The organism is Sphaerimonospora cavernae (assembly GCF_042435035.1).
GTDB classification, from domain to species: Bacteria; Actinomycetota; Actinomycetes; order Streptosporangiales; family Streptosporangiaceae; genus Sphaerimonospora; species Sphaerimonospora cavernae.
In genome coordinates, this window is sequence record NZ_JBHMQT010000058.1 from 56,949 (window position 1) to 82,820 (window position 25,872).

General features: G+C 69.6%; 31 protein-coding genes. 10 read left to right on the top strand and 21 right to left on the bottom strand.

All coding sequences use genetic code 11. From position 1 onward, the window contains the following. Positions 1–34: 34 nt before the first annotated feature. Both ACFHYQ_RS26085 and ACFHYQ_RS26090 read right to left on the bottom strand, forming a co-directional pair. Positions 35–1,540 (bottom strand): leucyl aminopeptidase, encoded by a 1,506-nt coding sequence (locus tag ACFHYQ_RS26085; protein WP_394303783.1) that lies wholly within the window; start codon positions 1,538–1,540, stop codon positions 35–37. 95 nt (positions 1,541–1,635) lie between these two features. Further along, entirely contained in the window at positions 1,636–1,803 is a 168-nt protein-coding gene (locus ACFHYQ_RS26090; RefSeq protein WP_083502187.1) for a DUF3117 domain-containing protein, read from the bottom strand. A 191-nt stretch (positions 1,804–1,994) separates the two neighbouring features. On the opposite strand from ACFHYQ_RS26090, the gene ACFHYQ_RS26095 reads away from it, so the two are divergent. Next, complete coding sequence (locus ACFHYQ_RS26095) at positions 1,995–2,762, top strand: PaaX family transcriptional regulator (protein WP_394303784.1); 768 nt, start codon at positions 1,995–1,997, stop codon at positions 2,760–2,762. Positions 2,763–2,795: 33 nt separating this feature from the next. Here the strand turns inward: ACFHYQ_RS26095 and ACFHYQ_RS26100 are convergent, their stop codons facing one another. The 10 genes from ACFHYQ_RS26100 to fdxA all read right to left on the bottom strand — a co-directional run bounded on the left by ACFHYQ_RS26100 (position 2,796) and on the right by fdxA (position 10,141). Next, on the bottom strand, positions 2,796–3,371 hold the full coding sequence (locus ACFHYQ_RS26100; protein ID WP_394303785.1) for a DNA-3-methyladenine glycosylase I: 576 nt from the start codon (positions 3,369–3,371) through the stop codon (positions 2,796–2,798). Continuing rightward, positions 3,365–3,778 carry a hypothetical protein gene (locus ACFHYQ_RS26105; protein WP_394303786.1) on the bottom strand — a complete coding sequence of 138 codons (414 nt, stop codon included), beginning with the start codon at positions 3,776–3,778 and terminating at the stop codon, positions 3,365–3,367. The genes ACFHYQ_RS26100 and ACFHYQ_RS26105 overlap by 7 nt, the downstream gene beginning before the upstream one ends. Before the next feature lie 37 nt (positions 3,779–3,815). Continuing rightward, on the bottom strand, positions 3,816–4,376 hold the full coding sequence (locus ACFHYQ_RS26110; protein WP_394303787.1) for a hypothetical protein: 561 nt from the start codon (positions 4,374–4,376) through the stop codon (positions 3,816–3,818). 163 nt (positions 4,377–4,539) lie between these two features. After that, the gene (locus ACFHYQ_RS26115) at positions 4,540–5,115 is read right to left on the bottom strand and encodes an LOG family protein (RefSeq protein ID WP_394303788.1); all 576 of its coding nucleotides are present in this window, start codon (positions 5,113–5,115) and stop codon (positions 4,540–4,542) included. 9 nt (positions 5,116–5,124) lie between these two features. Beyond that, positions 5,125–5,871, bottom strand: coding sequence for an LOG family protein (locus ACFHYQ_RS26120; protein ID WP_394303789.1), 747 nt, complete (start codon positions 5,869–5,871; stop codon positions 5,125–5,127). A gap of 171 nt (positions 5,872–6,042) precedes the next feature. Beyond that, positions 6,043–7,098, bottom strand: a complete 1,056-nt coding sequence (dapE, locus tag ACFHYQ_RS26125; RefSeq protein ID WP_394303790.1) for a succinyl-diaminopimelate desuccinylase — start codon at positions 7,096–7,098, stop codon at positions 6,043–6,045. A gap of 24 nt (positions 7,099–7,122) precedes the next feature. Further along, entirely contained in the window at positions 7,123–7,908 is a 786-nt protein-coding gene (locus tag ACFHYQ_RS26130) for a hypothetical protein (protein ID WP_394303791.1), read from the bottom strand. A gap of 48 nt (positions 7,909–7,956) precedes the next feature. Beyond that, positions 7,957–8,562, bottom strand: a complete 606-nt coding sequence (locus ACFHYQ_RS26135) for a DUF4178 domain-containing protein (RefSeq protein ID WP_394303792.1) — start codon at positions 8,560–8,562, stop codon at positions 7,957–7,959. Between the two features lie 67 nt (positions 8,563–8,629). After that, positions 8,630–9,709 (bottom strand): succinyldiaminopimelate transaminase, encoded by a 1,080-nt coding sequence (gene dapC / locus ACFHYQ_RS26140; RefSeq protein ID WP_394303793.1) that lies wholly within the window; start codon positions 9,707–9,709, stop codon positions 8,630–8,632. Between the two features lie 105 nt (positions 9,710–9,814). Beyond that, a complete protein-coding gene (gene fdxA, locus ACFHYQ_RS26145) occupies positions 9,815–10,141 on the bottom strand; it encodes a ferredoxin (protein WP_204013536.1) in 327 nt (108 codons plus the stop codon). 97 nt (positions 10,142–10,238) lie between these two features. Here fdxA and ACFHYQ_RS26150 point away from each other — a divergent pair, with 97 nt between their 5' ends. The 6 genes from ACFHYQ_RS26150 (at position 10,239) to ACFHYQ_RS26175 (ending at position 15,656) form a co-directional block, all read left to right on the top strand. Beyond that, complete coding sequence (locus ACFHYQ_RS26150) at positions 10,239–10,460, top strand: putative acetyltransferase (RefSeq protein WP_394303794.1); 222 nt, start codon at positions 10,239–10,241, stop codon at positions 10,458–10,460. A gap of 172 nt (positions 10,461–10,632) precedes the next feature. Beyond that, a complete protein-coding gene (locus tag ACFHYQ_RS26155) occupies positions 10,633–11,733 on the top strand; it encodes an ABC transporter substrate-binding protein (RefSeq protein WP_394303795.1) in 1,101 nt (366 codons plus the stop codon). A gap of 72 nt (positions 11,734–11,805) precedes the next feature. Next, a complete protein-coding gene (locus ACFHYQ_RS26160; protein WP_394303796.1) occupies positions 11,806–12,609 on the top strand; it encodes a class I SAM-dependent methyltransferase in 804 nt (267 codons plus the stop codon). A gap of 77 nt (positions 12,610–12,686) precedes the next feature. After that, on the top strand, positions 12,687–12,914 hold the full coding sequence (locus ACFHYQ_RS26165) for a 3'-5' exonuclease (RefSeq protein ID WP_394303811.1): 228 nt from the start codon (positions 12,687–12,689) through the stop codon (positions 12,912–12,914). A gap of 51 nt (positions 12,915–12,965) precedes the next feature. After that, a complete protein-coding gene (locus tag ACFHYQ_RS26170; protein ID WP_394303797.1) occupies positions 12,966–14,849 on the top strand; it encodes a sigma factor-like helix-turn-helix DNA-binding protein in 1,884 nt (627 codons plus the stop codon). Between the two features lie 39 nt (positions 14,850–14,888). Next, positions 14,889–15,656 (top strand): cysteine--tRNA ligase, encoded by a 768-nt coding sequence (locus tag ACFHYQ_RS26175; protein ID WP_394303798.1) that lies wholly within the window; start codon positions 14,889–14,891, stop codon positions 15,654–15,656. A 7-nt stretch (positions 15,657–15,663) separates the two neighbouring features. On the opposite strand, the gene ACFHYQ_RS26180 is transcribed toward ACFHYQ_RS26175, so the two are convergent. From ACFHYQ_RS26180 to mshB, 4 genes are all read right to left on the bottom strand, one after another. Beyond that, the gene (locus ACFHYQ_RS26180) at positions 15,664–16,746 is read right to left on the bottom strand and encodes an MBL fold metallo-hydrolase (RefSeq protein WP_394303799.1); all 1,083 of its coding nucleotides are present in this window, start codon (positions 16,744–16,746) and stop codon (positions 15,664–15,666) included. A 72-nt stretch (positions 16,747–16,818) separates the two neighbouring features. Continuing rightward, entirely contained in the window at positions 16,819–17,241 is a 423-nt protein-coding gene (locus ACFHYQ_RS26185; RefSeq protein ID WP_394303800.1) for a hypothetical protein, read from the bottom strand. A gap of 93 nt (positions 17,242–17,334) precedes the next feature. After that, positions 17,335–17,847, bottom strand: coding sequence for a DUF6113 family protein (locus tag ACFHYQ_RS26190; protein ID WP_394303801.1), 513 nt, complete (start codon positions 17,845–17,847; stop codon positions 17,335–17,337). A gap of 10 nt (positions 17,848–17,857) precedes the next feature. Next, the gene (gene mshB / locus ACFHYQ_RS26195) at positions 17,858–18,766 is read right to left on the bottom strand and encodes an N-acetyl-1-D-myo-inositol-2-amino-2-deoxy-alpha-D-glucopyranoside deacetylase (RefSeq protein ID WP_394303802.1); all 909 of its coding nucleotides are present in this window, start codon (positions 18,764–18,766) and stop codon (positions 17,858–17,860) included. Between the two features lie 47 nt (positions 18,767–18,813). Between mshB and ACFHYQ_RS26200 the strand changes: the two genes are divergently transcribed. After that, positions 18,814–20,877, top strand: coding sequence for a S9 family peptidase (locus ACFHYQ_RS26200; protein WP_394303803.1), 2,064 nt, complete (start codon positions 18,814–18,816; stop codon positions 20,875–20,877). On the opposite strand, the gene ACFHYQ_RS26205 is transcribed toward ACFHYQ_RS26200, so the two are convergent. Both ACFHYQ_RS26205 and ACFHYQ_RS26210 read right to left on the bottom strand, forming a co-directional pair. Beyond that, positions 20,874–21,608 carry an ATP-binding protein gene (locus ACFHYQ_RS26205; protein WP_394303804.1) on the bottom strand — a complete coding sequence of 245 codons (735 nt, stop codon included), beginning with the start codon at positions 21,606–21,608 and terminating at the stop codon, positions 20,874–20,876. The two genes, ACFHYQ_RS26200 and ACFHYQ_RS26205, sit on opposite strands and share 4 nt — an antisense overlap. After that, complete coding sequence (locus ACFHYQ_RS26210) at positions 21,605–21,787, bottom strand: hypothetical protein (protein ID WP_394303805.1); 183 nt, start codon at positions 21,785–21,787, stop codon at positions 21,605–21,607. The genes ACFHYQ_RS26205 and ACFHYQ_RS26210 overlap by 4 nt, the downstream gene beginning before the upstream one ends. A gap of 182 nt (positions 21,788–21,969) precedes the next feature. On the opposite strand from ACFHYQ_RS26210, the gene ACFHYQ_RS26215 reads away from it, so the two are divergent. Both ACFHYQ_RS26215 and ACFHYQ_RS26220 read left to right on the top strand, forming a co-directional pair. After that, complete coding sequence (locus tag ACFHYQ_RS26215; RefSeq protein WP_394303806.1) at positions 21,970–22,818, top strand: helix-turn-helix domain-containing protein; 849 nt, start codon at positions 21,970–21,972, stop codon at positions 22,816–22,818. A gap of 30 nt (positions 22,819–22,848) precedes the next feature. After that, complete coding sequence (locus ACFHYQ_RS26220) at positions 22,849–23,082, top strand: DUF397 domain-containing protein (RefSeq protein WP_204013505.1); 234 nt, start codon at positions 22,849–22,851, stop codon at positions 23,080–23,082. Between the two features lie 7 nt (positions 23,083–23,089). Here the strand turns inward: ACFHYQ_RS26220 and ACFHYQ_RS26225 are convergent, their stop codons facing one another. The 3 genes from ACFHYQ_RS26225 to ACFHYQ_RS26235 form a co-directional block, all read right to left on the bottom strand. Further along, complete coding sequence (locus tag ACFHYQ_RS26225; protein WP_394303807.1) at positions 23,090–23,527, bottom strand: type II toxin-antitoxin system VapC family toxin; 438 nt, start codon at positions 23,525–23,527, stop codon at positions 23,090–23,092. Then, a complete protein-coding gene (locus ACFHYQ_RS26230) occupies positions 23,528–23,764 on the bottom strand; it encodes a type II toxin-antitoxin system Phd/YefM family antitoxin (RefSeq protein ID WP_394303808.1) in 237 nt (78 codons plus the stop codon). Between the two features lie 126 nt (positions 23,765–23,890). Continuing rightward, positions 23,891–25,872, bottom strand: a 1,982-nt coding sequence (locus ACFHYQ_RS26235; RefSeq protein WP_394303809.1) for a transglycosylase domain-containing protein, incomplete at its 5' end; no start/stop codon positions are given.

Genomic DNA, 25,872 nt, shown 5'->3' on the forward strand with positions numbered 1-25,872 from the left:
CCACCCCGGCCCCCACCCCGGCCTGCCCGCCGGTCTACCCGGTCAGGTAGCGAAGGAGCAGGCGCACGCCGAAGCCGGTGCCACCCTTGGTGATCTCGGCGTCGTCCGCCGCCGCCCTGGCCGGGCCGGCGATGTCGAGGTGGGCCCAGGACCGCCCGCCGGTGAACTCGCGGAGGAACAGCGCCGCGGTGATCGATCCGGCGGCGCCCGACATCTTCCGGTCCACGTTCGCCAGGTCCGCGATGTCGGAGTCGAGATCGGACCGGTAGTCGTCCACCAGAGGCATCCGCCAGAGTCGCTCTCCGCCGGCCTCGCCGGCCGCGAGCAACTCGCCGGCGAGCGACTCGTCGGTGGCGTAGAGCGCGGCGACCCGCTGGCCCAGGGCAACCTTGGCCGCACCGGTCAGCGTGGCGATGTCGATCATCACGTCGGGATCGAGCTCGGCGTCCGCGTAGGCCAGCGCGTCCGCCATGACGAGACGGCCCTCCGCGTCGGTGTTCAGCACCTCGACCGTGCGCCCGCCATACTGCCTGATCACGTCGCTCGGCCGCTGGGCCGATCCCGAGATGGCGTTCTCCGCGCAGGCGACCAGCCCGGTCACCCGGACCGGCGCCGCGAAAGCCGACAGCGCGCTCATGGTGGCGATCACAGCTGCGCCGCCCGCCATGTCGGTCTTCATCGCTTTCATGCTGTCGGTGGGCTTGAGCGACAACCCTCCGGTGTCGAACGTGATCCCTTTTCCGACGAGCACCACGTGAGCCCTCGCGCCCTCGGGCGAGTAGGAGAGCTCCACCAGTCTGGGCGGGCTGACCGACCCCTGTCCGACCGCGCGGATGCCGCCGAACTCCCCGAGCTCCGTCTCGTCCCGGATCCGTACGGCAAGGCCGGAGTCGGCGGCCACCGCCGCGGCCTGTTCGGCCAGCCAGGCCGGGGTCTTCACGGAGGCGGGCATGTTGATGAGGTCACGGGCCAGCGCGGTGGCGCGGGCGACCGCCGCGCCGCGGCGCAGCGCGTCCTCCTGCCCATCGGCGAACCCCCCGCCGCCGGCGCCCGATCCACCTGTGCCCGATCCACCCGTGTGCAGTCCACCCGCGAACTGGATCTCACCGACTGGTTCGGCGCCGCCTTTGCCGATGGTGAACGTGTAGGTGGCCAGCAGCGCACCTTCGGCGAGCGCCGCCATGTCTCCCCGCTCCGGGACGACGACGGTCAGCGACGCGCGGCCCTTCGCCTTCCTGGCGAGCGCCGCCCCCGCCTTGCGCAGGGCCCGTCCCTCGCAGTCGCCCGTGCCGTACAGCAGAAAGCGGCCGACGCCGTCGCCCCGCATGACCGGCAGCTCGAAGACCTCGCCGGCCTCCCCCTTGGCCTCGTAGTGTGCGAGCAACGCGCCCGGGGGCACCGGCAGTTCGGCGCGGAGCGCCGCGAGCGACGACTCCTCGACGCGGAGCGTGAGATCGGTCCCGAAGGGCAGGGCGACGAGCTCCGCGTTCACGACCGCATCCCGGTCCCCGGCGAAGGTCGGCGTGGTCTCGATGGGCAAGTAACACCTCCAGCGAACGGAGCGGCCCCGGCGCTGGGGAATCCCGCTGTTACTCCCCCCTGCGCCGGGGCCTTAATCAACAGTCGGCTGGGGGTTCAGCCGACCACGTTCTTCAGCGCGTCGCCGAGGGCGCTGGCCTCGTCCGCCGACAGCTCGACGACGAGTCGGCCACCACCCTCAAGCGGGACCCGCATGACGATGCCCCGTCCTTCCTTGGTGACCTCCAGCGGACCGTCGCCGGTCCGCGGCTTCATCGCCGCCATGCGTGTATCCCTTCCCGCGTTGTCGGCCGCCCCGCGGGGTAACCCTTGGGGTAACCGGCGTATTCACGTTTCTGTGATGTCTTATTATCCCGCCTCCGGGCTCAAAAAGGTAACGCCCCGGCTCCGTTCAGTGGATCAATGCCCGTTCGTCCCCGTTGTGGCCGGCGGCTCCTGACTACACACTGGAGGGGATGAACGCCCGAGCCGCCCTTTTCGACCTCTACGGCGACCACCTCCGCACGCGGGGCGGCCGTGCCTCGGTCGCAGCGCTCGTCCGCCTGCTCGCGCCGCTCGGCATCGCCGCCCCGGCCGTCCGTACCGCGATCTCCCGCATGGTGCGCCAGAGCTGGCTCGATCCCGTACGGCTCCGGCAGGGGCCTGGTTACGCGGTCACTCCGAAGTGTGAGCGGCGCCTCGACGAGACCGCCGCACGGATCTACCGCATGGGCGGGATGACCTGGTCGGGACGGTGGCACATCCTGGTGCTCGAGCCGATCAGGGACCGCGCCAGACGCGAACGGCTCCGGGCCGACCTGACCTTCCTCGGGTACGCGCCGTTGACGGAGACGACCTGGATCGGACCACGACCCTCGCCGGAGCTCGACGAACTGCACGTGCCCGGCCACCGGTTCGAAGCGACGTTGGAAGGCGACCCCCGCACGCTGCTGGCCCGGGCATGGGACCTCGACGGCATCGCCAAGGCTTATGAGGACTGGCTGACCGGTGCGGTCGACCTCGTCGGATCCCTGCCCGAGAGCGCCCCGGACGACCTGGTCTTCGCGGTCCGCAGCAGGCTCCTGCACGGTTGGCGCAACTTCCTGTTCCGCGACCCCGGGCTGCCCATCGAACTGCTGCCGACCGGCTGGCCCGGCGAGGCGGCACGCGCCTTCTTCGAGCGGGAGGCCGCCCGTTTGCTGCCCGCCGCCGCGGCGTTCGTCGACCGCAGCCTGGAAAGCTGAGCAGTCTGGAAAGCTAATGAGCCGCCTGGAAAGCTAATGAGCCGCTGCCTCGCTTCGAAGAGCGGTGACCTCCGCACGCACCCAGCAGTCGGCGATGTGGTCGTTCACCAGGCCGATGGCCTGCATGAGGGCGTACGCGGTGGTGGGGCCGACGAACCGGAAACCGTGTTTCCTGAGCTCCTTCGCCAGGGCCGTCGAGGCCGCTGTCCAGGCCGGGACGTCGGCCAGCGCCCCGGGAGGCGTCCCCGGCTCCTCCGCGTACCGCCAGACCAGGTCTGACAGCCCGCCCGGCAGCTCCAACGCCACCCGGGCATTGGAGACAGCCGCGTCGATCTTGGCGCGGTTGCGTACGATGCCCGGGTCGGCCATCAGCCGTGCCACGTCAGACTCATCGAACGCGGCCACGGCGGGGATGGAGAAGCCCGCGAAGGCGGCCCGGAAGTTCTCCCGTTTGCGCAGGATCGTCAGCCAGGACAGCCCCGACTGGAAGGCCTCCAGCGTCAGCCGCTCATAGACGCGGTCGTCGCCGCGGACCGGCCGGCCCCACTCGTCGTCGTGGTAGGCGGCGTAGTCGGGCGCCGAGGCGGCCCAGCCGCAGCGGATCACCACGACTCCTCCGCGTCCGCCCGATCGTCCTGCCAGACCTCGGCCGCGGACAGGCTTTCCGGCTCGCGCCGGGCGCCTACCGGCCGGGCGTACGCCTCCCGGAGCGTCTCCACCCGCCCGGCTGTCAACTCGGCCAGGCGCTGCTCCAGCACCGCGATCCGCGTGTCCCGCTCGCTCAGCGCGGTCGAGACCCGCCGCAGCGTCTCGTCGACCGCCTCCGTGTTGTAGCCCACGATGCTGATCGGGAGGCGCAGCACGACCAGGTCCGCCGCGGTCATCCGGTGAACGTCGGGCAGATCGAGCGGCGGCACGTCAGGCGGGAACTCGGCCATCTCACCGCCGTGTCCGAGGGAGGCCAGCACCACGCACCCGACGACGGCGATTCCGGCGATGACGAGTACGATCAGCACATTACGAATCGTGCCACAAGTCGCGAAGCCCGGCTCCCTAACACCCGCTCTTGGCGCACTCGCCGGGGATGAGCCCGGCCGGACCGTCCGCTGGAGAGCCGGCGTCATCCGCGGCCGAACCCGTCGAACCCGAGCCGGAGCCTTCCTTGTTCTGGTCCGCCCGATTCTTGCCGGTGTCGCGCGGCTTGCTCGCGGCGCCGTCGCCGGTCGCGCCGCTTTTGTCGGTCCGGGTTCCCGCGCCGCCGGAGGCCCCGCCGCCGCCGGAACCCTCCGTGTCGCCGGCCCCGCCCGGCGCCTGAGCCTGGTCGCCGCCCTCACCACCGGGCTGGTCGGCACTGGACTGATCGGCACTGGACTGATCGGCTCCTGCCTGCTCCGACGCCGCGGGCGCCGCGGGCGCCGGACCTCGGGCAGGATCATCGGATCCGCTCAGAACGGCGAAGCCGACGCCGCCTGCGGCCAATACGGCGACCAGGGCGGAGGCGGCGATGACAAGGGTCTTCTTGTTCACGGGGCTGGAGTCGTCCGCCGGTCCTGACAGGGTCTCCGACCGGCCGTGATCCGGATGGCTCGTCTGGGAGTGGACGCGCCCTCGCATAGGAAACAGCTCCCTGCGGTCGTTACGGGGGAAACCTCCCTGGTCGCGTCCCGGGGCACACCGCCCCTGGACGCTCCTTGGCTTCCGCGGGTGATTGCCCACACTAACCGCAACAGCGGACAAAAAGCACATAAACCACTAAATAATCATGATTGCCCCACCGCTACTCGCCCAGCTCCTCCCCGGTCGGCCGCAGCGGCGGACCCGGCCTGTCGAGCAGGTCGAGGGCCTCCTCGACCGTGGTCGCCCAGGAGATCCCGTCGAAGACGTTCGGCCGGGTGAAGCCCTGCTCGTACATCCCGTCGACGAGATCGCGCAACGGCTCGTACAGGCCCCACGGGTCGAGCACGACCAACGGTCGATCATGGAGGCCCAGCACGCGGGTGGTCCAGATCTCGAAGAGCTCCTCCAGCGTGCCGATGCCGCCCGGCAGCACGAGGAACGCGTCGGCGCGGGCGTCCATGACGCCCTTGCGCTCCCGCATGTCCGCCGTGACGACCAACTCGTCGGCTTCGGTGTCGGCGATCTCGATGTCCACCAGCGCCTGGGGGATCACCCCCACGGTGTGGCCGCCACCGTCCCGTACGGCTCTCGCGACCTCACCCATGCAGGAGACGATCGCCCCTCCGCTGACCAGGCCGTGACCACGCCGGGCCAGCTCAGCACCCACATCCCTGGCGAGGCTGAGGTACTTGCGATCGATCTTCTGGCTGGACGAGCAGTACACGCAGACGAACACCGGGCCACCCTATCGATCACCGTTGCGCCGGGCGGCCTCGACGACGATCCGAACGGCCTCGTCGGGATCGTCCGTGACCGAGAGCAGATCGACGTCGCGCGGGGAGATCTTGCCGGTCTCCGCCAGCGTGCCGCGGACCCAGTCCAGCAGGGGCCCCCAGAAGTCCGATCCCATCAAGATCACCGGGAATGAGGTGACCTTGTGCGTCTGCACGAGGGTCAGCGACTCGAACAGCTCGTCGAGCGTGCCGAACCCTCCGGGCAGCGCGATGAATCCGCAGGCGTACTTGGTGAACATCGTCTTGCGCACGAAGAAGTAGCGGAACTCGACGCCGAGATTGATGTAGTCGTTGAGGCGCTGCTCGTGGGGCAGTTCGATACCCAGTCCCACGGAGATGCCGCCGGCCTCCATCGCGCCCTTGTTGGCCGCCTCCATGAGGCCGGGACCGCCTCCCGTGATCACCGCGAAGCCCGCCTCGGCCAGCGCCGAGCCGAGCCGTACGCCGAGCTCGTAGTCGGGGCTGTCCGGCGGGACGCGGGCGGAGCCGAAGACCGTCACCGCCGTGGGCAGTTCGGCGAGGACGCTGAATCCCTCGACGAACTCCGACTGGATGCGCAGAACCCGCCAGGGGTCCTCGTGCAGCCATCCGGTCGGGCCCTTGCGATCGAGCAGGCGCTGGTCATACGTGGATTTCGGAACGAGGTCGCCGCGGACCAGTGACGGTCCCTGGCGGCGTTCGGGCATCTGGGAATTCATGCCTGTCCACGCTAGCCCACGGAGGTGAACAATCTTGAAACCGTACGGAACCGGGATCGGAGGTGGCGCCGTCTAAGAGGCGAGGGTGCTGCTCGGGATCGAAGGTGGCTTTCCCCGTCTAATGGCCGACGAGGAAAGTCACCTTCGTCTTTCTGCCGGTTCCCACCGGACTCACACGGTCAGCCAGTCGACCATGCGGCGCTCACACTCCGCGATCTTCGCCAGGCTGACGTGTTCGCCGCTCGTGTGCGCGACGTTGGGGTCGCCCGGCCCGCAGTTGACCGCCGGCATGCCGAGAGCGGAGAACCTGGCGACGTCGGTCCAGCCCAGCTTGGCGCACGGCTCGCCGCCGATCGCCGCCGCGAAGGCCGCGGCCACCGGGTGGGTCAGCCCAGGGCGGGCGCCGGGGGCGCCGTCGGTGAGCCGGACCTCGAACCCGTCGAACACCTCGCGGACGTGATCGAAGGCCTCATCAAGGGTGCGATCCGGGGCGAAACGGTAGTTGACCGTCACCACGCACTCGTCCGGGATGACGTTGCCCGCGACCCCGCCGCGTACGGCGACGGCGTTGAGCCCTTCGTGATATTCCAGGCCGTCGACGACGGGCCTGCGGGCCTCGTAGCGATCCAGCGCGTCGATGATCGGCTTGATCGCGTGGATGGCGTTCAGGCCCTCCCACGACCGTGCGCTGTGCGCGCGTACGCCGTGAGCCACGACCTCGACCCGCAGCGTGCCCTGGCAGCCGCCCTCGATCAGCCCGTTGGTCGGCTCCATCACGATCGCGAAGTCGCCGGCCAGCCAGTCCGGGTGCTCGCGGGTCAGCCGCAGCAGGCCGCTGCGCTCCGCCTCGACCTCCTCGCAGTCGTAGAAGACGAAGGTCAGATCCCGGTTCGGGTTCTCCAGCAGGCAGAGCTTGAGTTGTACGGCCATGCCGCTCTTCATGTCGGAGGTGCCGCAGCCGTGGAGAACGCCGTCGGCCACCCGGCTCGGCAGGTTGCCGGCCACCGGCACCGTGTCGAGGTGCCCGGCGATCACGACCCGCTCGGCGCGCCCGAGCTCGGTGCGGGCCACGATGTTCTGGCCGTCGCGCCGTACGGTCAGGTGGCCCAGCGGGAGCAGGGCCTCCTCGATCGCGTCGGCGAGCTCCTTCTCCGCCCCGCTCACGGACTCGATGTCCACCAGCTGCGCCGTCAGCGCTCCCACATCCTGTGCAAGGTCAAGCCGCATGCCTCCTGACCTTAGTCGTGCCGGTCAGGCGATCTGCACGGCCCCGACGGCCTTGCCACCGCCCTTGGCGTCCTTCAGCCAGCCGTCGTGGCCGGCGGCCGCCGTCCAGGCGACCCCGTCATAGCGCACCTGCCGCAGGCCGTACTTCTGCGCGTGCGCCACGTACCACGCGGCGATCAACCAGCCGCGTTTGGGCGAGGAGTCGTCGCCGAGCGCCCGCAGGAGCTGCTTGCGCGCCGCCGCCGGTCGGGCCTTGACCGAGTCGGCCGGCGGCGGGTACCAGCAGTGCACCGCCCTGGGGACGCGGCCGGTGAACGCCGCGGCGAGGATCCTGGCGGCCGGCTCGTGCTGGGCGTAGGCGGAGCCGTCGGCCGAGCGCTGTACGGCCTGGGCCGCGTCGTGCAGCGGCAGGGTCCGGTAGCGACTCACCTTCTCCAAGGCGGCGAAGAACTTCCTGGTCGCGTAGACGGGATCCTGGAGCTCGTCGGATGTGCCCCAGCCCTGGGACGGCCGCTGCTGGAACACGCCGACCGAGTCGCGATCGCCGTACGGCAGGTTCGCCAGCTTCGACTCCTGGATGGCGGTCACGTAGGCGATCTGCAGCGCCCGCTCCGGCAGCCTCCGCCGCGCCGCGACGGCCGCGATCGTGGCGGCGATCTGCGTCTGCTCGATGTCGAGATCGAGCGTTCCATCGGGGGTGTCGATGATGCAGTGTTCGCCGAGCGCGAACGGCCGGGCCTTCTTCAACAGGTGATAGACGCCGAAGTAGATGCCGCCCGCCAGCAGGGCGACGATGACCACGATGGTCATAGCGGTTCGAGATGGACGCCTACTCACGTACAGAACCTACCCACGACATCAGGGAAGGCCCGCCACGGAGATCGACCCGGGGGGCAGCGGATGGGCGTGGGACGAGACCCACCGACCTCCCTGGAAGCGCTGGAAGGACAGATGGCGGCCGTCGGCGGCCCGGTAGTCGGCGAAGTCGAGCAGGCCGCGGTCGGGAAAGCCCGTCGTCCCCTCGGAGCGGAAGGACGCCGTGCCTCGGTCGAAGGGATAGAACTCGACGCCTTCCAAGATCAGCATGTGCTTGGCCGGGACCATGCCCTGGGTGGGAACCTCGGTCCACAGCATGACCTCCAGGTGACCGGGGACGCCCTCCGCCGGGCCCGGCCGTTCCTTCACCGACAGCCACTGGGCGCGCCGGGTGCCGTCGTCCAGCAGGTATTCGGTCCACTGGTCGCCCTGCAGGCCCAGGTGCAGCGCGCCGAGGACCCGCAGCCGCGCGGCCTGGACGTAGACCGTGTCGCCGACCCTGATCGTCCTGGGATCGAAGTAGTCGGGTTCGTTGGCGGAACCCCCGCCGTCTCCCCGCTCGGTATCGTCCGGCGACGGCGGCACCGGGATCGGAGCCGGTGCGCGGTTCTTCTGCCGCGAACTCGCGACAAAAGCACCCAAAACCACAACAATTGTGGCAAAACTCAACACAAGCACGACCGCTGTCGCCATGCCGGGCGATCCTACTGGAGGCTTACTGAAGCCGCATTACGGCGGCGTCGACCCGCTCGTCCGTGGCGGTGATCGCGACACGGATGTGGGAGCGGCCGGCGTCCCCGTAGAAGTCGCCCGGCGCCACGAGAATCCCCTTCTCGGCGAGCGCGCGTACCTGGTCCCAGCAGTTCGTGCCGTTGGTGGCCCACAGATAGAGGCCCGCCGTCGAGTGCTCGATCCGCCAGCCCGCCCGCTCGAGTGCCGGCCGCAGCACGGCCCGGCGCCAGGCGTACCGCTCCCGCTGCTCCTGCGCGTGCCGGTCGTCGTCGAGCGCGACGGCCATCGCGGCCTGGACCGGTGCGGGCATAATCATGCCCGCGTGCTTGCGCACCTCGAGCAGGCGCTTGACGAGCGAGGAATCCCCCGCGACGAACCCGGCGCGATATCCGGCGAGGTTCGACCGCTTCGACAGCGAGTGGACCGCCAGCAGGCCCTCCTGTGATCCGCCGCACACGTCGGGATGGAGGATCGAGATGGGCTGCTCCTCCCAGCCCAGCTCGATGTAGCACTCGTCGGAGGCCACGACCGCACCGCGCTCGCGCGCCCACGCCACGACCTTGCGCAGATGCTCGGCCGGCAGCACCTTGCCCGTCGGATTGGACGGGGAGTTCACCCACACGAGCGGCACCCGCTCGGGCCCCAGCGCCAGCAGCCCGTCCGCGGCGTACGGCTCGGCCCCCGCGATCCTGGCCCCGACGTCATAGGTGGGATAGGCCAGCTCGGGGAGCACGACGCGCTCGCCGGGGCCCACGCCGAGGAGTGTCGGCAGCCAAGCCACCAGCTCCTTGGAACCGATGATCGGGAGGATGTCCGCCGGATCGACGGTCACCCCGTGGCGGCGCCGCAGCCATCCCGCGGCCGCCTCACGCAGCCGCGGGGTTCCGTACGTCAGGGGATAACCGGGGCTGTCGGCGGCCTCGGCCAGTGCCGTACGGACGACGGGGGGCACCGGGTCGACCGGGGTGCCGACCGACAGGTCGACGATCCCGTCGGAATGCGCCCGCGCCAGGTCCTGGTACGGCAGCAGCCGATCCCACGGGAAGTCCGGCAACGCGATCAAGAAAATCCCCTCGTCAGTGCGGTGCTTGGATGCGGTACGCGAGTGCGGCGGCACGCGCGTACCACGGCCGGGCCGGAGGACGCCTCCCCCGGCCCCGGTCGTCCGTCAGTGCCCCTCGGCCTGCGGCGGGAGGGCGGCCACGACGGGGTGGTCCTTGTGGATCTTGCCGACCTTCGAGGCGCCACCCGGGGACCCGAGCTCCTCGAAGAACTCGACATTGGCCTTGTAGAAGTCCTTCCACTGGTCGGGAAGGTCGTCCTCGTAGAAAATCGCCTCGACCGGGCAGACCGGCTCGCAGGCCCCGCAGTCCACGCACTCGTCGGGGTGGATGTAGAGCATGCGCTCGCCCTCGTAGATGCAGTCGACGGGGCATTCCTCAACACACGCCTTGTCCAGGACATCCACGCAAGGCTGCGCGATGACGTAGGTCACCTCGGGCTCCTTCTGGGTTCACACTGCTCGACCGCGGTTGCTATTACCTAGTATTGCGTTGCCCGACTGTCGCCGGAAACAGGAGGGGGTGGTTGCCGTGGAGCCTCGCCTCGTAGCTCGGCTCGTGGTCACCGTCAACCCGGATGACGTGGGACGACGGGTGACGTTGCGGCGCAGGGTGCCGGGCGGCTTCCGCGACGCCGTCGGCGTGTTGGAATCCTGGCACGACGGCGTGCTCGCCGTACGGAAGCGGGACGGCACGCTGGTCGAGATCGCCGAGGAGACACTGGTGGCGGGCAAGGTCGTGCCGTCCCGGTGAGCCGGTGCCGAGATGGCGCCCCGCGCGGGTCTCTTGGGAGATCCACCAGTCAGCCCCTCTCGGCGCCTCGGCGGAACCCCGGCTGAATGGGCCGGTAATCCCCGGGCAAACGGCGGCACCGGCCGCCGCGTGCCTACTCGCCCGGTGGCCCTGATTCACGGATATTCGGGGCGTGACCATTCGTGCCCGTGCTGTGACGGCGATCCTCGCCTTTGTGACCGTCTCCGTGACCGCCTCGGTGACGACCTCGTGCTCGACGCCGCAGCCGACAGACAAGAAGCTTCCGCCGGTGAACCCCCGGGCCTCGAGCCTGAGCGAGGGGTTCGGCACGATGGACCGGCTGGTCGACGCGGCCAAGAAGGAGGGAACGCTCACCGTCGTCGGACTGGCCCGCAACTGGGTCGGCTACGGGGAGATCATCTCCCGATTCTCGGACAAGTACGGCATCAAGGTCGTCAGCTCCACGCCGGACGCGAGCAGCAGGCAGCAGATCGACGCGGCCACCCGGCTGAGCGGCACCAAGGACGCGCCCGACGTGTTCGATCTCAGCCTCGGTGTCGCCGTCGCCAACGCGAAGAAATTCGCGCCGTACCAGATCGGCCACTGGACGGACATCCCGGACACCTTGAAGGACCCCAAGGGCCTCTGGTACGCGGCGTACGGCGGTTACATGTCGATCGGCTACGACCCGCGCAAGCTTCCCGCGCCGACGTCCTACGCCGCACTGCTCCGGCCGGGCGCCCAGGTCGCGCTGCCCGGCGACCCGCGGCGGATGGCGTCGGCGTTCAGCGGCGTGATGGCCGCATCGCTTCAGGGCGGGCAGCCGGACGCGGCGCGTGGGGTCGACTTCTTCTCCCGGCTCAAGAAGGGCGGGATGCTCAGCCGCCCCGACCGCGCCACGGCCGTGCTCGACTGGGACTTCATGAACTCGGCGGCCGCCGCCAGAGACCAGAAGTCCTGGCACGTGACCATCCCGCGGGGCGAGGTGCTCGCGTCCTACTACCTCCAGGCCATCAACGCCGAGGCGCCGCACCCGGCCGCCGCCCGACTGTGGGAGGAGTTCCTGCTCTCCGACGAGGGCCAGAACCTCTTCCTGAGGGCGTACGCCCGGCCGGCCCGGATGGAGGCGATGGAGATGCGCGGGACCGTGGACCGGGACGCGGCGGCCAAGCTCCCCGCGGCCTCCGGCACTCCGGTGGTGCTCACCATCCCGCAGCAGGACCAGGCCAAGGCCTACCTCAAAGCCCACTGGTCCCAAATCACCGGCACGTGACCGTAAAATTGCGTCGCTATCACAGCAACCGTGGAATGCGAGCCGACCTTGAGTTATGAAACCCCGAGTCGCATGGGGTGGGACACCTCAGGCGGCACCAGGTGGGACACCTCGACCCGCACCACGTGGCAGACCCGCGCCCACGACGGGTCCTTCTTCGGTTACGTCTCCGCACAGGGAGCGCCGATCGTCGATCTGCTCGACCCCCGGCCGGGTGAGCGCGTGCTCGACCTCGGCTGCGGCACCGGAGTGCTGGCCGCCGAGATCGCCGCACACGGCGCGCACGTGCTGGGCATCGACGGCTCGCACACCATGATCGAGACCGCGATAGCGCAGCACCCCGGAATCGACTTCGCAGTCGGCGACGCCCGCGACTTCACCGTGGCCCAGCCGTACGACGCGGTCTTCTCGAACGCGGCGCTGCACTGGATGAGCCGCGACCCGGACGCGGTGATCGCGTGCGTCCGCCTGGCGCTGCGGCCCGGTGGCCGGTTCGTGGCCGAGCTCGGCGGCGCGGGCAACTGTGCCACGCTGACCTCGGCGATGCTCACCGCGTGGCGGGAGCACGGCCTGCATGAGCCCGAGTTGCCGTGGTACTTCCCCAGTCCGGCCGAATACGCCACGCGCCTGGAAAAGGGGGGGTTCGCGGTCAAGGTCGTGGAGTGCTTCGACTGCCCGACACCGCTGGACGGATGTCCGAACGGCGCGGCCGACTGGGTGCGGATGTTCGCCGGATCGCTGCTCGAAAAAGTGCCCGCGGCGACCGTGGAGCCGCTGCTCCGGCGGGTCAACGAACTCGCCGCCCCCGCGTTGCGGCACGAGTCGGGCTGGCTGGCCGACTACGTCCGCCTGCGTTTCGCCGCCATACGGCACTGACCGCCGCCCGCACCGCGGACCTCGTCGAAACAGCCCGTACGGCGCTGCCCGCCGCGGGCATCACGGTCAAAGTGGCCATGCCGCATGGCATGAAAGGACTGGAACTCCGGCGGGTGGCCGTGATAGGCGTGACAGACGGAATCGTGCCGGCGCCCGACGCGCCGGCCCCGGCCACGGAGGATCCCACGGCTCGGGCGCACGATCCGCAGAGAGAACGGGGGCTGCTCTACGTGGCGTGCACACGGGCAGGCGAGCTTCTTTACGTGTCCTATTGCGGACGCGCCAGTCCCTTCCTGCCCGCATGATCGATTGATCCCCTAGTCTGAACGCGGTTACCTTCCCCCTGTTGGAAATGCATGAACCTGAGCCTTAGCGACATCGTGCCCCCGTTACGCTGGACCGCGCCCAGCCAGGTGGAGCCGATCGCGAGCGATCCCGGCCTTCCCGACGCCTGGTGGCACTCGCTGCCACTCGACCGGGCCTGCGCGGCGGTGGGCACCACCCAGGTGGCGTCCCGGCTGGCCGACCTCACCACCGCCTGCTGGGCGCACCTGATGCTCGGGGACATCCTTCCGCTGCTCAGGTTCACCGATCCCCAGGAGAGCCTGCAGGCGCCCGGCCCCCGCGAGAGCGTCCACCGGCTCTTCACCGAGGTGATCGACAAGCTGCTGGCCACCGAGCCCGCCGAGGAGGCCGCGGCCGCCGGCGCCCCGATCCCCCCGGCCCTGCCGGAACGCCCGCTGCCCGAGGTCATCGACGAGATCTTCACCGGACTGGACGAACGGCAACTGGCCATCGCGAGAGACCGGCTCTACTTCGACTCCTATCAGCCACCTGGCCAGGCCGCCCACCACCGGGCCACCCTGGACGAACTCGCCCAGCGGTTCTCGGTCACCCGGGAGCGGATCCGGCAGATCGAACGCGACCTGCGCGACCACGTCATGGAGTGGCTGAACCGTCCGGGGGCGGCCCCTCTGAACGCCCATCTGTCCTGGCTGCGCACCCGGCTCGGCGCGGCCGTGCCGGCGGACGACCTCGCCGCGGCCGTGCCCTGGCACCGCGCCGAACTCGCCACGCTGGCGATCCCCGCCTGGCGGGTGGTCCGTACGCTGCTCACCGGCTATGAGCAGGTGGACGGCTGGCTGATCGCCGGGGGCGCGGAGGAGCTGCGGGAGAAGACCCGGCAGCTCTTCACCGACGGACCTCACCCGCTGGGCGAGTCGATGACCATGGTCGGCAGGCTCGGCATCCGCGAGGACGTGGCCGAGCGCTGGCTCGGCTCGATCCCGCACCTGCGAGTCCTGGACGGCCACGTGGCCCCATGGGCGCGCGGCCTGGGCGACCGGGCCGAGGCGGTGCTGGCCGTCGCCGGCACTCCGCTGACACCCGAGGAGATCCAGACTCGGATCGGCGGGGACAACAGCGTGATCGGCGTACGCAACCAGCTCGGCGCCGACGACCGGTTCCTGCGCCTCGACCGCAACAAGTACGGCCTGCGGCGCTGGGGCGGCGACGAATACCTGGGCATCCGGGAGATGATCAGCCGGGAGATCGAGCGGGCCGGCGGCGAGGCGTCCGTGAACACGATCGTGGAGAACCTCACCTCGCACTATGACGTGAGCGAGAACTCCATAAGGGCGTACGCCGGGGGTCCCGGATTCGAGCGCACCCAGCGCGGCCACATAAGGATCGCCGGACAGGAGCCCGCCGAGTCGTACCATCCGCGTCGCGACGTATCGATGACCCGCCGCTGCTTCCGCAGCCGCGACAGCCGCTGGTGGCACCGGCTCGACGTCAACGCCGAGCACCTGCGGGGCTCCGGCTCGCCCCTGCCGACCGGCTTCGCCGCGCACCTGGGCATGGCACCGGGCGGCCAGCTCACCGCCTCGGCCGCCAGCGGCGAGGTGATCATAAGCTGGCACAACCAGCCGACGATCGGGTCGATCAGGCCGGTCCTGGCCGAGTACAACGCCTCCGAGGGAGACCACGTCTTCCTCACGGTCTCCGACGGCGGCGAACTGCTGACCCGGTTCCTGCCCGCCGCCGTGGCCGGGCTGCCGCCACTCAACCAGGCCCTGTACCTCATCGGCTACACAGCGCCGGTCTCCTCCGAGGCGGAGGGGCTCCGGCTGATCGGCGCCCGCATCGGCATGCCGGAGGACGCGTCGCGCGAGGAGGTGCTCGACCGGCTGCGCGAGCGCGGCGATCGGGACATCCTGCAGTTCCTCCCGTCGGCGTAGGCTCGGAAGTCCCACGGGTCACGGCATAGGGTCGAGAGCATGCTGTGCCTGTACGACACGGTCACCGAGAGGACCGAACCGATCGTCCCGCCCGGTTCACGGGTCCTGCGGATGCGCGTCCACGTACCCGGTCATGATCCGAGAGGGGAGGCCGGCCGCCGGTCCGCACGTCTGGACGAACTGCGCCCGCTTCTGCTCGCCGATCTGGTCCGCAGGACGGCCGAGCGGCAGCGGCTGCATGTGCTCGCCGTCCATGACGGAGAGCCGCCCCGCGACGAAACCCTCGCGCTCAACATCCGCCCGCAGGAGCACCCTCCGCCCCCGGCGGGCGCCGATGTGCGGATCGACCTGCACGTCGGCGCGGTCGCTCCCGGCATCGTCTCTCCCGGCCGCTGGACGCGAACCGGGCGGGTCGGGCTCCCGGGGGAGCCGGATGCCTCGTACCTGTCTGATGTCTCCGACGCCGGGCTCGATCCGCTGGCCGTACGGCTGGCCTTCCTCGAGCACCGCTACCGGCGGCCGGTCGAGCTGACCTGGGACCACCTGCGGGCGGCGGATGAGACGCTCAGGCGGTGGCGGCGGCGGGTCGCCGAGTGGGCCGAGTCGCCCAGCCGTCCGATCGACGAGGGTCACGCGGCGCGGATCCAGGCCGCGCTCGACGACGACCTCGACACCTCCCTCGCGCTGCGACTGCTGGCCGATCTCGCAGACGCCGAGCCGGTGCCGCCGGGCGCGCGGTTCGAGACGTTCCTGCACTTCGACCACATCCTCGGCCTCGACCTACCGGCCGACATCGGCAAGATCTAGCGGTCGGTCAGCGCAGGACGCGGCTCTCCCCGACGGCGAGATCCCACAGGTCATCGGGGTCGAGGCCGTGCGCGGCCCAGGCCTCCCTCGCCTCCCGTAACGGCCCGAGGAGCGGCTCGCCCGAGAGCACGAACGTGCCCCAGTGCATGGTCGCCATCCGCCGTGCCCCGACGTCGACGCAGGCCTGTACGGCTTGCGCCGGATCGACATGGGTCGCCTTCATGAACCAGCGCGGTTCGTAGGCCCCGACCGGCATGAGGGCGAGATCGATGCCCGGATGGCGCTCGCCGATCTGGGCGAACCGCTCACCGTACGCGGTGTCGCCGGCGAAGTAGACGCGGCGGTCGCCCGAGCCGAGCACCCAGCCGCCCCACAGCGTGCGGCAGGTGTCCCACAGCGTGCGGCGGCTCCAGTGGTGGGCGGGCACGAAGTCGAACGTCACGTCGCCGACGCGGGCCGACTCCCACCAGTCGAGCTCGGTGACGTTCCGGAAGCCCCGGCGGGTGAACCAGGAGGCGAGCTTGGCGGGGACGAAGACCGCCGTGTCCTTCGGCAGTCGGCGAACGGTGGGGGCGTCGAGGTGGTCGTAGTGGTTGTGGCTGATGACGACGGCGTCGATCTTCGGCAGGTCGGACCAGGCCACGCCCGGGGGGGTCAGCCGCTGACGCACTCCGGGGATCTTGCGGGACCAGACGGGGTCGGTGAGGACGGTGAGCCCGCCGATCTGCACGACGTACGTCGCGTGGCCCACCCAGGTCACGATCACGTCGGTGGCGGCTGCCCGGGGAAGCCCGCTGCGGCGGACGGGGATCCGATCGGCGTCGCCGATGTCGGTACGGAACCCGCCGTGCCACATCACGCTCAGGACCTCGCGGAAGTCCGGCAGCGGCGTGGTCAGGCGGTCCGAGAAACTCGACGGCCACCGGCGGCGCGAAACAGCCGAGCTTTCGGGGATTTCGGAGACCTCGGGGATTTCGGGGACATCGGGGACTTCGGAAATCTGGGGTGACGGGGGTGACGGGGGGACTTCTGGGACTACTTGCGGGACTATCGGCGACTCCGGGCTCTCAGGGCGGATCGTCTGCGACATGTACCCCTCCCTTCCGCATTCCATGATCCCCACGCGGGCGAAAATATTCCTCCTACGGCAGGCGGATTCCACTCATTCTCGTGTCGGACGCCACCAGGGGGTCAGGCGGGGATAACCGCCGTCTTCCAGACCGGCCAGCCGTTCGAACACGTTCCATGAGGCGGGATGGCCGCACACGGCGAGTGAGAGCGCCGACGCCAGCACGTACAGGACGAGCATGGGCAGCCCGACGCAGGCGGCGTACTGTGTGGCGTGCCGCGACTCGTGGTCGAGAAGCCTGCCGGTGAGATGGCCCTCGGCATGCCTGGTTGTGATCACGTTCCCGACCGTGAAGGCCCCCGCCACCGGAAAGGGGATGCGGTAGCCGTACGCGTAGAGGAGCCCTCGCTCGCCGCGTCGGGGCCGCGCACCGCCGATCAGCGCGATCAGCAGCCCCAGCGGAGTGGAGAGGTTCGCGTAGTTGACCACCTGTCTGATCCGGTGCGAACGCCGCATGTCATCAGCATGCGCTTCGTCAACTCGCCAGTAAAGCAGTCCGATGACGCAGCGTCGTATAACAATTCCACACCGCAGCGAGTCAGACGCGGCCTAGGTCCTTTCGTACGACCTGAGCAGCCAGGAGCCGCTGGATCTGGTCGCGATCACCGCTGCCGCCACCGCGACGACCCCGCCGTACAGGTACCAGAACCCTGAGACGTCCCCCGCGATGACGAGATCACCGGCGCGCTGCTTGGCGGCCAGCAGGAACGACGACGCGAGCCACCCGGCCGCCGGCACGAGCGCTCCCGCCTTTCCGCCCATCAGCCGGCCCATCCCGTACGGCACGGCGAACAGGATCACCAGCCAGGCCAGAGCCGCGACGGGCGCCTCCCCCATGTACCAGGAGTGCTGGAATCCGCCGACGACCCCGAGCGCGATACCCAAAAGGAAGAGCACGCCGTAGGCGGCTCCGGTGACCACGGCGGTCAATGGGCCGCTCAACGGGCTGCTCAGCGGCCCCATAACGCCGTCGTCGTCGAAATCCCGCCCCGGAACGTGGTCGAGTCGGTGTGACTCCGCCCCGGAGGTGCCGGACGTCTCCTCCCTCTTATGGGCCCTCATACGGGCGAGGTTAGTCGATGCCCGCGAACAGGTCGGTCTCGCGGTCGTACGGCTCGCCCAGGCCGCCCTCGTCGTACGGCACTCCGGCTCCGTAGGGTCCGCCGCCCCCGGCACGCAGGATGAAGTGCTCGACGCCGAACGCCCGCTGGCCGACGTTGTTGGAGAGCGCGAACCACGGGCCCGCGACGGTGATCTGCGTGGCGTGCGCCCGCATCGCGTCCAGCTTGGCCGAGACGTACGGCCTGGCGTCGATCTCCGTGGTGACCGCCTCGTCCGCGCACCCGTACGACAGGTCGTCCACGGGCTCGACCGTGAAGCCGACGTCGGCAGCCCGCATCGCCTCGGCGGCCCGCTTCATGAGCGACTTCGGGGTGGCGGTGAGGTAGAACTTGGCGATCCGCCACGGCTCGCCGCCGCCGGCGTGGGCGGGGTCGGCGGCCAGCTCGAAGGCGCGCCAGGCGACGCGATGCGCCTGAATGTGGTCGGGATGCCCGTAGAAACCGTTCTCGTCGTAGGTGACCAGCACCTGGGGCCGGACCTCGCGGATCACCTCGACCAGTTCACCGGCCGCCTCGTCGAGATCGGCCCGCCAGAAGCAGCCGGGGTCGTCGTTGGACGGGACGCCCATCATGCCGGAGTCGCGCCAGCGGCCCGCGCCGCCCAGGAAGCGGTGATCCGTGACGCCCAGCGCCTCACAGGCGGCGGCGAGCTCGCCGACGCGGTATTTCCCGAGGGTGTCGTCACGGTCGGCCGCGAGGTGCGCGAGGCGCGGCGGGATGATCTCGCCCTCCTCCCCGAGGGTGCAGGTCACCAGCGTCACATGCGCTCCCTCGGCCGCGTATTTGGCCATGGTCGCCCCGGTCCCGATCGACTCGTCGTCGGGGTGGGCGTGCACGAGCAGCAAACGGCGATCGAACATGAATCGAGCTTAAAGAACGAATGCCGGAGCTGGCAGGATTGGGAGGTATGACAGACAGCTTCCCGCGCTTGCAGGCGAGGACCCGGCGGTTCACCCTCGGGGTGCCGCGCGGCTTCACGATCTCCCCACAGGGCGATCGAGTGATCTTCCTGCGCACGAAGTCCGGCATCGATCCCGTGACGTGCCTGTGGGAGTTCGACATCGCGACAGGGACCGAGCGGCTGCTCGTCGACCCGCTCGCGCTCGGTGCGGCGGACGAGGATCTGCCGCCGGAGGAGCGAGCCCGTCGCGAGCGGTCCAGGGAGTCGGCGGGCGGCGTGGTCGGGTACTCGACCGACCGGCAGGTGCGCGCCGCCGTCTTCGCCCTGTCCGGCGAGCTTCACCTCGTCGACCTCTCCAGCGGTGTGGTGCGCCGGCTGGAGACCCCGGGGCCGGTCATCGATCCCCGGCTCGACCCGACCGGCACGAAGGTCGCGTACGTCACCGGCGGCGCCCTGCGCGTCCAGGACCTCGCCACCGGGACCGACACCGCCCTGGCCACGCCCGAGCGCGACGAGGTCTCCTACGGCCTGGCCGAGTTCGTCGCCGCCGAGGAGATGGACCGCATGCGCGGCTACTGGTGGTCCCCGTCGGGCGACCGCCTGCTGGTGGCCCGCGTGGACGACTCCCCCGTCGGGCTCTGGCACATCGCCGACCCCGCCAATCCCGACCGCCCGGCCGTGCCGCAGCGTTATCCCGCGGCCGGGACGGCCAACGCCGAGGTCTCACTGTTCGTGATCGGGCTGGACGGCTCGCGCGTCGCCGTGCCGTACGAGCAGGAATATCTGGTCACCGCGATCTGGGACGCGCACGGGCCCGCGATCGTGACGCTCTCCCGCGACCAGCGGACCATGCGCCTGCTCTCGGTCGATCCCTCGACCGGCACGACCGCGTCGCTCCGGGAGGACACCGACCCCGCCTGGCTGGACATCGTGGGCGGCGTGCCGGCCCGCCTGTCCGACGGCACACTCGTGTGGGTGGCCGACGCCGAGGGCGGCCACCGCCTGATCATCGGATCTACGCCGGTCACACCGCCGTCACTGCAAGTCAGGGCGGTGCTCGACGTGGACGGCGACACCGTGCTCTTCCAGGCCAGCGGGGAGCCCACCGAGATCAACCTGTGGACCTACTCGGGCGGCACGATCAGCCCGGTGACCATGGAGCCCGGAGTGTACGGCGGCCGCCGCGCGGGCGGCGTCACCGTCGTCACCGGCCAGAGCCTCGAGACCGAGGGCACCTCGGTCGCGGTCATCCGGCCCGACGGCTCGCGGATGGCCGACTCGATCCGGTCGATGGCCGAGCGGCCGTCCCTGGACCCGCGCGTCTCCTTCGTCCGGGCGGGCTCACGCGAGCTGTCGACCGCGATCCTGTTCCCCTCCTGGCACGTCCCGGGGTCGGGCAGGCTTCCCGTCCTCATGGACCCGTACGGCGGACCGCACGCGCAGCGGGTGCTCGCCGCGCGGCGAATGTTCCTGGAGCCCCAGTGGTGGGCCGAGCAGGGCTTCGCCGTCGTCGTGGCCGACGGACGGGGCACGCCGGGACGCGGCCCGGCCTTCGAGCGGGAGATCCGGCACGACTTCACGCTGTCGCTCGAGGACCAGGTGGACGCCCTCCAGGGGGTGGCCGCGCAGCACGCCGACGACCTCGATCTCTCCCGGGTCGCCATCCGCGGGTGGTCCTTCGGCGGATATCTGGCCGCGCTCGCGGTGCTGCGCCGGCCCGACGTGTTCCACGCCGCCGTCGCGGGGGCGCCGGTCACCGACTGGCGGCTGTACGACACCTGCTACACCGAGCGTTACCTCGGCCATCCGGACGAGGGACATTACGAGGCGTCCTCGCTGCTCGCCGACGCGGAGAAGCTGGACCGTCCGCTGCTGCTCGTGCACGGCCTGGCCGACGACAACGTGGTGGCCGCGCACACGCTGCGGCTGTCGTCCGCGCTGCTCGCGGCGGGCCGTCCGCACACCGTGCTGCCGCTGTCGGGCGTCACGCACATGACCCCTCAGGAGGTCGTCGCCGAGAACCTGCTCCTGCTCCAACTCGACTTCCTCAAGAAGTCCCTCGGCATCTAACCCCGAGGACATGGCGGGATATATCCCGCCATGTCCTCGGGGTGTCGCGTCAGGCCGCCCCAGGCGAGAGGCGACGCCAAATTCGACCTTGACGTTGTTGCTCTCCGAACGCGATACGCGATTTTCACAGCAACAACGTCAAAGTCGATGAGCCAAGGGGCACGGCGGCACGGTCCTTCCCCTGGTTGGTCACCGACCGCGTCGCCGTACCCCAGCCTGTTGAGCAGGCGCGGGTCGGATTGTTGTCCGGTCACACCTGCGATCTCGAACCACACCGTCCCGCCCCTCTCGTGGTCGAGATGGGCACCCCACGCCATCGCCAGGCGATCGACCAGCCATAGCCCCCGTCCGCAGGCGCAGTCATCGGCCGACTCGCGGATGGTCGGCACACTCGTGTCCGAACCGTCGTCGGTCACTTCGACGCGTACGGCTCCGCCTCCGGTGGTCAGGCACACCGTGACCCGCCCGTCCGGCGAGCTTCCGGAACGGGTGTAGAGGATCGAGTTCGTGACGACCTCGCTCAGCAGCACCAGCAGGTCATCGAGCTCGTCATCGGCGAGGATGCCGCGCAGCAGGCTGCGCGCCCAGGACCGCGATCCGCTCACCGACGCCGCCCGCCCGGCGAACTCCGCCCTGCCCAGCAACCGCGGCACACCCCGCCCCGGCCTCGCGGCCTCCCGAACGGCGGCCTCCCGAGTGACGATCTCGTCCATCCGCCCGCCCGTCTTCATGCTGATGCTGTTGGCGTGATCTTGGGAGGGGCCTGCTCGTCGAGCACCCGGACATGGTCTCCCTGTTGCCGCCCCTGGGAGGCGTCGCGCCGCCACGAGAACGCCCAGCCCAGGCGGGCCAGCTGGGTGAACTGCTCTTGCTGCTGGTCCCGTTCCCCCATGGCCAGACCCTTCCTCATTGCCGATGTCTCTCCCGCTTCCCACTTCCGACGACAACACTGCGTCACCAGAAATACACTCAGAGCATGCAGAGGTAAGTGCGTTCACGCAATTGCTTTCGCGCAAAAATCTTGATGGAAATGGTGTTTGCGCAGGCAGGCATGCTTGAACGAGTTAGGGTTCCAACTCGGAAGGAGTGGACATGCCCACCAGCCCGACGGCTCGGCGGCGGCGACTGGGGATCGAGCTGCGACGCTTACGGGAGGCGGCCAATCTCAACGGCGCCGAGGTGACCCGGCCCCTGGGGTGGTCGGCCACGAAGTTGTCGCGCATCGAGACCGGGCGAGTGGCTGTTCACCATGGCGATGTGGGCGACCTGCTCGACCTCTACAACGTCGCGGACGAGAGCCTCCGCCAACATTTGATCACTCTCGCCCGGGAGTCGCGGCAGAAGGGGTGGTGGCACCGCCACCGCGACACGCTCAAGGCGGGATTCGACTCCTACATCGGTCTCGAGTCGGATGCCTCGATCATCATGACTTACCAGGCTCAGGTGGTCCCCGGCCTGCTGCAGACCGAGGCGTACGCCCGCGCGGTGATCGAGGCCACCGCCATCAAGCAGGTCGCCGATCGCGCCGACGAGAAGGTCGACGTCCGCCTGTCGCGGCAACAGTTGCTGACTCATGAGGCTCCCGTCCACCTGCATGCCGTACTCGATGAGGCAGTGCTGCGTCGGGAAGTTGGTGGACCGGCCATCATGGCCGAGCAGCTCACCTTCCTGGTCGAACGGGCCGGCCTGCCGAACGTCACGATCCAGGTGCTCCCCTTCCGCGCGGGGGCGCACTCCGCCATGGACGGTCCATTCATCATTCTGAGGTTTCCCGATTCGGCGGATCCCGACATCGTCTACCTCGAACAGGCCACCAGCGGGCTTATGCTCGAAGACGCCGGGGAGATCGACTGGTACACCCGTACGTTCAGCGCCCTCACCGCCAGGGCGCTCTCCGCCGACGAGTCCGCCAGGCTCATCTCCCGCAGCATCAGCTCATAGCGCTCGTGCCGACGAGAGAGGATGGACGCAATGACCCCCCCGAACATCGACCCGTCCAGTGCCCGCTGGCGCAAGAGCAGTCGCAGCACCAACGGCGGCGACTGCGTCGAGGTGGCCGTGGTCTCGGCCTCCGGCGGCCACAAGACCGGCGAACTCCTGTACGCGGTTCGCGACTCCAAGAACCCCGACGGTCCCGCCCTGATCTTTACACCCAGCGAGTGGGAAGCCTTCGTCCTCGGCGTCAAAGACGGCGAGTTCGGCTGAGCACCCGCTAAACGCCTTCCTGGTGTCCCTCCTGCAGGCGTTGAATGGTCAGGGGAACACCGGCGGTCTCGGCGGCGGCGACCAGTGCGGCATCGAGCGTGGCCAACTCCAGGCCTTCTCTCTCAGCGAGAAGCAGGTAAGTGGCGTCGTATGAGGTCAGCCCATGCCGACGTCCGGTCTCGACGACCGACTTGATGTCTGATGGCGCGGAATCAACCATGATCGGGAGTTGTCCGAGCAGCGACACGAACCTCGCGGTCTGGAACTCGCTCAACCGTCCGCGCCTCTCGGCGCCCAGCATGACGTTGGCCATCTCGAGTTCCCAGATCGGCGGGACGACCGCGGTCTCCTTCCCGACCAGATCAAGAACGGCCTCGGTCTCCGGAGTCGCCTCGCCCTCGAAGCACCAGGCGAGAGCAACCGAGGCGTCGATCACCAGAGGCACTCAGCGCCGCCCTTCTTCTATGAGATCCCTGATGGACAGGTCACCGAGGGTAACGCCGTGACGAGCATGTCGGAGAGCGTTTATGACATCTTCGGGAGGAGTCTGCTCGCCCTGAGCGGGGGTCAGTCTGGCGACCGGAGTTCCATGTTTGGTGATCACGATCGTCTTCCCCGCTGCAACCTCGTCGAGCAGTCGCGGCAGGTACGTCTTGGCTTCGTAGGCTCCGACCGATTCCATGAACTCAGACTAGTCTCCGACTAGTCTGAGCTCAACGGCACTTGCTCGTCCCGGGAAGCGCCGGGCGGCCCAATGCCCGCCGAGTTCCCCGCCGCGCGATGCTTCAGCGGTCTTCTAAGCTCGTCATCAGCCGTCATCGCCGACGGGAGCGTCGGAGCCGTCGTCCTCCATGGCGATGTCGTCCGAGACGGGCGGCGTGGATCGGCAGCTCTGGGCACAGCCGCCGAAGCGGGCCGTGTCGATCGGGGTGAACGGCGTCGGCTCGACGCCCTTCAGCGCGGCCAGCATCGTGTCCTTCCAGATCGGGCCCGGGATGCTGGCGCCGAAGACCGCGCCGTAGTAGCGGCCGCCGATCGTGACGCCGCTCAGCTTGTGGTCGCGTGAGCCGCGGGGGTCGCCGATGCCGACCGCGCCGGACAGGTCCGGGGTGAACCCGGCGAACCACGCGGACGCGAAGTCGTCGGTGGTGCCGGTCTTCCCGGCGACGTCGCGGCCGATGCCGCCGACGGACGCCATCGTGCCCCTGGTCAGCACACCCGACAGCACGTCGGCCGCCGCGTCGGCGACCTCCGGATCGAGCGCCTGCCGGCACCTGGGCTTGTAGGCGGCTACCTTGCCGTCCCGGTCCTTGATCGAGGTGATCGCCATCGGCGCGCAGTACCTGCCGCGAGCGGCGATCGCCGCGTACGCGTTGGCGACGGTGACCGGGTCCATCTCGTTGATGCCGAGCGTGAACGTCTCGTACTCCTGGAGCGGCCGCCCGTCGGATCGGTGGATGCCGAGCGACTTGGCGGTCTTGACCGTGTCGCAGAGCCCGACCCGCTGCTCCAGTTCCATGAAGAACGTGTTCACCGAGGCCCAGGTGCCGGTCCGCAGTGTCTTCCAGCCGGGGCTGCCCTCGTCGTTGGTCACCGTGTGGCCCGGGTCGCCCACGTTCTCGCCCCCGCAGTTCTTGAACGTCGAGTAGCCGGGGGCGCGGTAGCCGGCGCCCGCGGTGAGGCCGTCGTCCACCTTCATGCCCTTGGCCAGCGCGTTCAGCAGGGTGAACGTCTTGAAGGTGGAGCCGGCCTGGAAGCCGATGCCGCCGCCGTGCGCGGCGTCCGCGACGAGGTTGTAGGAGATCTCGTTCCTGCCCTTGTCCGTGCCGTACCGGCGGCTGGCGGCCATGGCCTTGATCGCTCCGGTGCCGGGCTGGATCAGAGCCTCGGCCGCGACCGCGTCGTCGGAGGGACGGACCCACTTCCTGATCGCCCGGTCCGCCGCCGCCTGCATGCGGGGGTTGATCGTGGTCCTGATCGTGAGGCCGCCACGGTTGAGCCGTTGGATGCGGGCCTTGGCCGTCGGGCCGAAGTCGGGATTGCGCAGGACCTCGTTGCGTACGTAAACGCAGAAGTACGGATATTCACTGGTCTCGCAGCCGCCGGGCAGTGGTGTTCCCTTGTAGCCGAGTTTGGTGGCCTTCGCCTTCGCCGCCGCACCCCGTGTGATTTTTCCGAGCTCGGCCATGCGGTCCAGCACGACGTTGCGCCGCTTCAGCAGCCGTTCGCGCTGCTTGCGGCCCAGGTTGGGGTCGGTGGCGTTGGGATCCTGTACGGCACCCGCCAAGGTCGCCGCCTGTGCCAGGGTGAGGCGGGAGGCCGGGACACCGAAGAACCGCTTGGCCGCCGCTTGGACGCCATAGGCGCTCGCGCCGAAGTAGGCGATGTTGAGGTACTTCTCCAGGATCTCGTCCTTGGTGTACTTCTTCTCGACCGCCATCGCGTGACGCAACTCGGTGAGCTTGCGCGCGTAGCTGGCCTCCAGCGCCTTGTCCTTCTCCTTCCCGGTGACGGCGGAGTTGAGCAGCACCTGCTTGACGTACTGCTGAGTGATGCTGGAGCCGCCCTGGCTCACCCCGCCGGCCTGCAGGTTCCTGGCGAACGCGCGGACCGTCCCCTCGATGTCGATCGGCCCGTGCTCGTAGAACCGGTAGTCCTCAATGGACACGATCGCCGTCTTCATGATGTCGGCGATCCGGTCGAGCCCGACGACCTCGCGGTACTCCTCTTGAACTCCTCTCCAGCATGAATGCTGGAGATTCTTCCCGTCACCGAGGTGCGGGGGTTCGC